Annotated in this window: 5 protein-coding genes; 2 read left to right on the plus strand and 3 right to left on the minus strand. The window is 26.6% G+C overall.

The window, feature by feature from the left end; translation table 11 throughout:
• On the plus strand, nt 1-1,384 hold a 1,384-nt coding region (locus E6A48_RS09490), incomplete at its 5' end, for an FUSC family protein (RefSeq protein WP_219709974.1).
• Here E6A48_RS09490 and E6A48_RS09495 read toward each other — a convergent pair.
• From E6A48_RS09495 to E6A48_RS09505, 3 genes are read right to left on the minus strand one after another with little or no spacing between them, the layout of a single operon-like run.
• Nucleotides 1,381-2,538: a DUF6348 family protein gene (locus tag E6A48_RS09495; protein WP_219709975.1), complete on the minus strand. Its 1,158-nt coding sequence runs from the start codon at nt 2,536-2,538 to the stop codon at nt 1,381-1,383. The genes E6A48_RS09490 and E6A48_RS09495 overlap by 4 nt on opposite strands.
• 16 nt (nt 2,539-2,554) lie before the next feature.
• Entirely contained in the window at nt 2,555-3,055 is a 501-nt protein-coding gene (locus tag E6A48_RS09500) for a metallophosphoesterase family protein (RefSeq protein ID WP_219709976.1), read from the minus strand.
• A 6-nt stretch (nt 3,056-3,061) separates the two neighbouring features.
• Nucleotides 3,062-4,363 (minus strand): UDP-glucose dehydrogenase family protein, encoded by a 1,302-nt coding sequence (locus E6A48_RS09505; protein ID WP_219709977.1) that lies wholly within the window; start codon nt 4,361-4,363, stop codon nt 3,062-3,064.
• A 148-nt stretch (nt 4,364-4,511) separates the two neighbouring features.
• On the opposite strand from E6A48_RS09505, the gene E6A48_RS09510 reads away from it, so the two are divergent.
• On the plus strand, nt 4,512-6,562 hold a 2,051-nt coding region (locus E6A48_RS09510), incomplete at its 3' end, for a chemotaxis protein CheA (protein ID WP_219709978.1).

A 6,562-nucleotide genomic window follows, 5' to 3' on the forward strand; every position in this document is an offset into this window, starting at 1 on the left:
GCTATATACATTTTCTATATATACAGATTCATTAAAAAGAAACTCCATTATGAGCAATAAGAATATTAATGATTTTGAGTTTGTATTATTTTTGGAAGAGATTAATCAGTTAATAGAAAAAGAGTATAAAAACATTAATAATTTAATAGATAGTGATTTTGATTATTTTTCTAATTTATATAAGCTTTTAGAGAATATTAGAGAGTTTTTAAAAAATGATATTACTAAAAAAGAAGAAGAGTTTAATTCTATAACAAAACAAATAAAAACTTTTAATGATAATTACAGTCTTAGCGATGATAATAAAAATTATGAGTGGCTTTATGTATTAAGAAAGCTTGATAATATACTACATAATATGTTTGAAAATAGGGCTGATGATTTAGAGATAGAAAAAGAGTTTTATTTAAAATTGAGAATAATAAAAAAAGAGTTTAATATTAATAAATGCCATTTTAGATTTGCCTTAAAGATGGGCATTATAATGTGTATAAGTTTTACAATTAGATATTTTTTGCCTGAGAAAATAGCTATACGTGGATATTGGCTTCCTATACTTTCTTATATAATGATGTATCCTTTTTATGAAGATGTTAAGGCTAATTTAAAAATTAATCTTATAGGAAATATTATAGGAGTTTTAATATTTGGTGCGGTATTTAGGTATATGCCTTATTATATGATTATACCTTTTATAGGGTTATGCTTTGTGTTGTCTTTAGCTTCTATTAATACTTTATTTAAAAAAATATACGGCACAATGTCGGCATTAATATCTTCTTTTCCATATATGACGAAATTACTTTCTACTTCATCGAGAGTAGGATTTATTATGATAGCTTTGTTTATAGTGTGGCTATTTGACAATTTTATAATGAAGACTGAAAGCCATAAGGGTATGGTTGATAAAATTAGCGAGCTTATAGAAATAGATACTATGATAATTAATCAAATGAAAAGAGTTATTAATAGTGAAGGTACTTCAAGCTATTTGTATGAAATATTATTAAAAGCTTATATGATAAAAAACAATATTATAATACATGAAAAAAATCAAACTAAATATAAAGGCACTCCTATTACAGATTCACTTATAGAGGCAAATAGAAAGTTTATAGTAGAAGCTGAGCAGTTAATATATTTGTTAAAGAAATACAACAGGAAAGAAGATAAAAATAATATGCTTATGTTTATTGAAAATATATCATTTATTTTAGAGAATATAGCAAAACTATTTAAAAATGAAATTGATGATTTTAACAGCAAAGATTTAAAAGAGCCAATAAAAACAGATTCTTATATATTTTATAGGCTTCAAAATTGTTTTGATTCTATTAACTCTGTAAATGCATCTATAAAAGATAATATGAATAATATATTTTAAATATACTGATAATCTTCTGTAAAATTAAATGTTGTTGAAACTATTATGTCTTTAGTTTTAATATTGTTTTGCATAGCTTCGTATATAATGTTGTAGGAATTACTTATATGTATTAAATTATTAAATGTTTCTTCTTTAAAAATTTTATTAGAAAATCCGTCTATTAGAGCATCTTCTATATATTTGTAGCTTGTAAATTGGCTTTTTAATATTGTGTAAGTACTGGAGCCTATATTAACTTTTACTCTCTCATCAAACCTAATATCTTTAAAAGCATTTTCTGTGCATATTTCTGGCACAAAGTTAATAATTTCTTCTCTTATATTTTTATCTGTTATTATGTTTTTAATGTTGTTTATAAACATTTCATAATTTTGATGACTCTTTTCAAATTCCAATACATATTCTATTACAAAATATTCAATTTCTTCTCTAGTGTATGGATATTTTTTATAACTATAATCATATTGAAGAATAAAAAAGAATTGCTTTATAGAAAAAAACTCTTCTTTGTTGTCCCATTTATCAATATATTCAATTATAGCATTTTCAATACTTTCGCTATGATTATTATTTATATAGCATTCTGTAACAATTTCACCATCAGGCATTTTAGCACCATACACTTTAATAATATTTACTCTAGTATTTGCAAGCATAAAAGGAATCTCTCTGCTTATAGCATACCATAAAAAAGAAGAATAATTATTACTGTCATCATTTTTTACATATTCATTATAAAATTTTTCTTTTTCAATACTGCTTCCAAGACCTATTATAGGGCTTTCACATACACTAAATCTTTTTTTATTTCCAAGTATATAAGTATCTATTTCATGATGAGAAACACCATTCAAAAAATCAATCATTCCATTAAAAGCACAGTAAACAAAATCATCAGCAACTAACTCTATAGCCTTATATTTATCATTAGCTATAACAGAACAATACTCATAAAAATTCTCTTCTAATATTGGAGCTTTTATATAAAAATAAACAGAACACAACACACTGCTTTTCTCTTCAAGCTCTACAATTTTTGGCTCTATTGTTACATCATAAGTGAGAAGTCTTATGGTTTCATTTTCTATTTTATTTTTATCTTGTATGTTTTTATGAAGTCTATTTAAAAGTAATTGTTTATATATATTCATAATTATATAATAACATTTAATTAATATTATTCAATATTTGTTTTATGGATACTGGTGTAAAGTTATGAATATCTGAAGCTACATTAAATGCTCTGATATTATATTTTTTATCTTTATGCCAATGCCCATGAATTAAAATTGAGTTTTGATGATAGCCTTCCCATTCTAGTATAGGGTAGTGGAATAATATTATTTTTGTATTTTCAAAATTAAGTACATGATAATCTTTCACAAAATTAAAAAGAGAGCAATCAAATTTTTTATTTTCTAAAAAATTATCATTACTCCCTTTTATTAAATACTTGTTTCCATTTAAGTTTTTTAGAAGCTCTGTTGTTTTTAAATATCCTTTTTCATTAGAGAAATCGCCAATTATATATATGTCATCATTATTATTTACAATAGAGTTCCAATTATAAAATATAGTTTTATGCATGTCAGCATATTCACTAAATAATAGCTTTCTCTTAGCATGCATACTGCCAAAAAAATGAGTATCTGAAGTAAAATATATCATTATTCTTTAAGCATTTCCTAAAGATATATATTTTATTCCTCTTTCAGTCATTCTTTGTTTATCGTATTGATTTCTTCCGTCAAATATTACGGGTTCTTTTAATAATTCTTTTATTTTATCAAAACTAGGTCTTCTAAACTCATTCCACTCTGTAACAAGTACTAAAGCATCAGCATTCTCTAAAGCATCATAAGAGTTTTCAGCATAATATATCTTATCTCCAAATATAGCCTTAGCACTATCAAAAGCTTTAGGGTCATAAGCTCTTATTTTAGCACCTCTTTCAAGAAGCATATTAATGATTGTGATAGCAGGAGCCTCTCTCATATCATTAGTTCTAGGTTTGAATGCTAATCCCCATAAAGCAAAAGTTTTTCCGTTTATCTCATTGTTATAATATTTTAATATTTTTTCAACGAAAATTTTTCTTTGATTAATGTTTACTTGATGAGTAGCCTTAAGTAAATCAGAATTAATTCCATAGTCTGAAGCAGTTTTTATTAAAGCCTGCACATCTTTAGGGAAACAGCTTCCTCCATATCCAAGTCCATGAAATAAAAATTGATTTCCTATTCTTTTATCGCTAGACATACCAATTCTCACCAAATCAGCATTAGCCCCCACTTTTTCACATATATTAGCAATCTCATTAGCAAAAGAAATCTTTGTAGCAAGAAAAGCATTAGCAGCATATTTAGTCATCTCAGCAGAACGAACATCCATAATAATAATAGGGTTACCAGTCCTTGTAAATGGATTATAAATATCTCTCATTATATCTATTGCTTTTTCAGAATTAGAGCCAATAACAACTCTGTCAGGTTTTAGAAAATCATCAACAGCAGCACCTTGTTTTAAAAACTCAGGATTAGAAACTACATCAAATTCTCCATTATAATGCTTTTTAATAGCATCCTCTACTAATTTATGAGTTCCTACAGGTACAGTAGATTTATCAACAATTACTTTATATCCATTCATAGCTTTGCCTATATCATTAGCTACAGAGAGTACAAAACTTAAATCGCAACTTCCATCATCTCCAGAAGGAGTACCTACTGCTATAAAACAAGCAATCGATTTTTTTACAGCATAATCTAAATCATCTGTAAACTCTAATCTGCCCTCAGATACATTTGATACTATAAGCTCTTCCAAACCAGGTTCATATAAAGGAGTAATTCCATTTTTTAATTTTTTTAATTTTTCTTTATCATTATCTACACATGTAACATAATTTCCCATTTCAGCTAAACAAGCACCTGTTATTAATCCAACATAACCTGTACCTATTATACATAACTTCATAATTGAGCCTCTCTTATAATATAGACTTTTAATTTATTTTATCATATAATAAAGATCAATATTGTCAAGTAAAATTTATAGATATAATTAATATTATCCGATAATAAATAATGGGTAATAATATTTTTTTAGAATATGAGGATTTTAAATGGATGATTATATAAAAAGTTTGCTTAAAGATTTCTTTGAAGAAGCTTTTGAAATGTTGGATAGATTAGAAGAGAATATTCTTATTCTTGATAAAGATAGAGATAATGTTGATGCTGTGCAAGAAATATTTAGGGCAGTGCATACTTTGAAGGGAAGTGCTGGTGCAGTGGAGCTTTTCGATACACAAAAATATGCCCATAGATTTGAAGATTTACTCGATTTAATAAGAGATAACAAAATTAATGTTGATGATGCTACTATAGATATTCTATTAAAAGGAATAGATATTTTAAAAGAGCTTATTAACTGTGCTAGTAATGAATCAGTATGCTCTATAAATATAGAAGGTGAAATAAAAAAATTAGATGATTTTAAAAACTCAAAATTAGGCTCAGAAACACAAAGTAGTACAGAGGAGTTAGATACTAGTAAACTAGCAGATAATAAATCAATCGATGAGAAAGTTCCAAACATATATGATAATTTGAATTTAGATAATAGTATTATAAGTGCTATAAGAGAACATAAAGATGATGGCTTAAAAATAAAATTGGTACATGTTAAATTTAATGCTGAAAGCCCAATGAGAACTGTTGGAGGGGTTCAGGTATTCGTTGCTCTTAAAGATAAAGGAGATATTGTTACAAGTGTACCACCATTACAAAATTTGGAGGGAGATGAGTTCTATCAAGATGTAATATATTTACTAGCTACTCCAGAAGAAGATGATGATATAATTAACGATATAACTTTTCCAGAAACAACAGAGGAAATAAAAATAGAAGAGTTTATATTAGAGGATTATGAGAAAATAGCAGCTAGTAAAAAATCAAAAGAAGTTTCTTCAGCAGTAAAAGATGGAAAAAATGTTAATAAAGATAAAAAAGTTGATAGACAAAGTTCTTATTTGAGAGTGGAAAGTGATAGAATAGATGCTATGATGAATCAGGTTGGAGAGCTTGTTACAAATAAAAGTTCTTATGTTCAGTATGATGATGATTTGTCTTCATATGGTAAATTAATTTCCACTTCAATAAATGATATAAAAAAATATTATAGAGATACTATAGTACAACTTCTTAGAAAGTTTGAAGATTATGCACAAAAAAAAGAAATTAAAGATTTAAGAACTAATTATATTAATAGTTTTAATAGTAAATTAAATGAAATATCAAAAATAGAAGATGATTTCAAATATACTTTAGATAGATATAGAAGTTCTTATCAGCTTCTTACAAGGGTAACAAATGAATTGCAAGAAACTGTAATGAAAATAAGAATGGTTCCTATAGCACAAACATTTAATAGATTTCCTCGTTTAATACGTGATTTATCTAGAGATTTAGGTAAAGAAATTAAGTTAGAAATGTATGGAGAAGATACGGAGCTTGACAAATCTGTAATAGAGACTTTAGTTGATCCATTGGTGCATATTATAAGAAATGCTGTAGACCATGGTATAGAGATGCCTGAAGATAGGGTAAATGCAGGAAAACCTAGAGTGGGTAGTGTAATTTTGCAAGCTTCTCATGAAGGTAACCTCATTATTATAAAAATATCAGATGATGGTAAAGGAATGCAGCCTCATAAGATATTTGAAAGTGCTGTTAAAAAAGGACTTGTATCTGCTGATGCTAAATTAACAGAACAGCAAATGCTAGAATATATATTTGCTCCTGGTTTTTCTACTGCTTCCAAAATTACAAATGTTTCTGGAAGAGGGGTAGGTATGGATGTTGTTAAAAAAAGCTTAGAGAAGATTAATGGTACTGTAGGTATTGATACAGAATATGGTAAGGGTTCTACTTTCTCTTTAAGAATACCTTTAACTGTTGCTATTATTCAGGCTTTGATAGTAGATGCAGAAAAAGAATATTATGCAGTTCCTATTAATAGTATATTGGAAACTATAAAAATAGAACCTACAGAAATACATGAATTAGAAGGCACAGAAGTTATTAAAGTAAGAGATGAAGTTGTTAATATACTTAGCATAAAAGAATTATTTAGACTTCCTTCAAGATATACTGATATTAAATCATATTATGC

Origin of the sequence: Brachyspira pilosicoli, assembly GCF_019402445.1 — a bacterium.
Classification (GTDB): domain Bacteria; phylum Spirochaetota; class Brachyspiria; order Brachyspirales; family Brachyspiraceae; genus Brachyspira; species Brachyspira pilosicoli_B.

Coding starts and splice junctions, on each gene's coding strand:
- E6A48_RS09500 (WP_219709976.1), bottom strand. CDS start 3,055: ATGATATATTTTACTTCAGATACTCATTTTTTTGGCAGTATGCATGCT.
- E6A48_RS09495 (WP_219709975.1), bottom strand. CDS start 2,538: ATGAATATATATAAACAATTACTTTTAAATAGACTTCATAAAAACATA.
- E6A48_RS09505 (WP_219709977.1), bottom strand. CDS start 4,363: ATGAAGTTATGTATAATAGGTACAGGTTATGTTGGATTAATAACAGGT.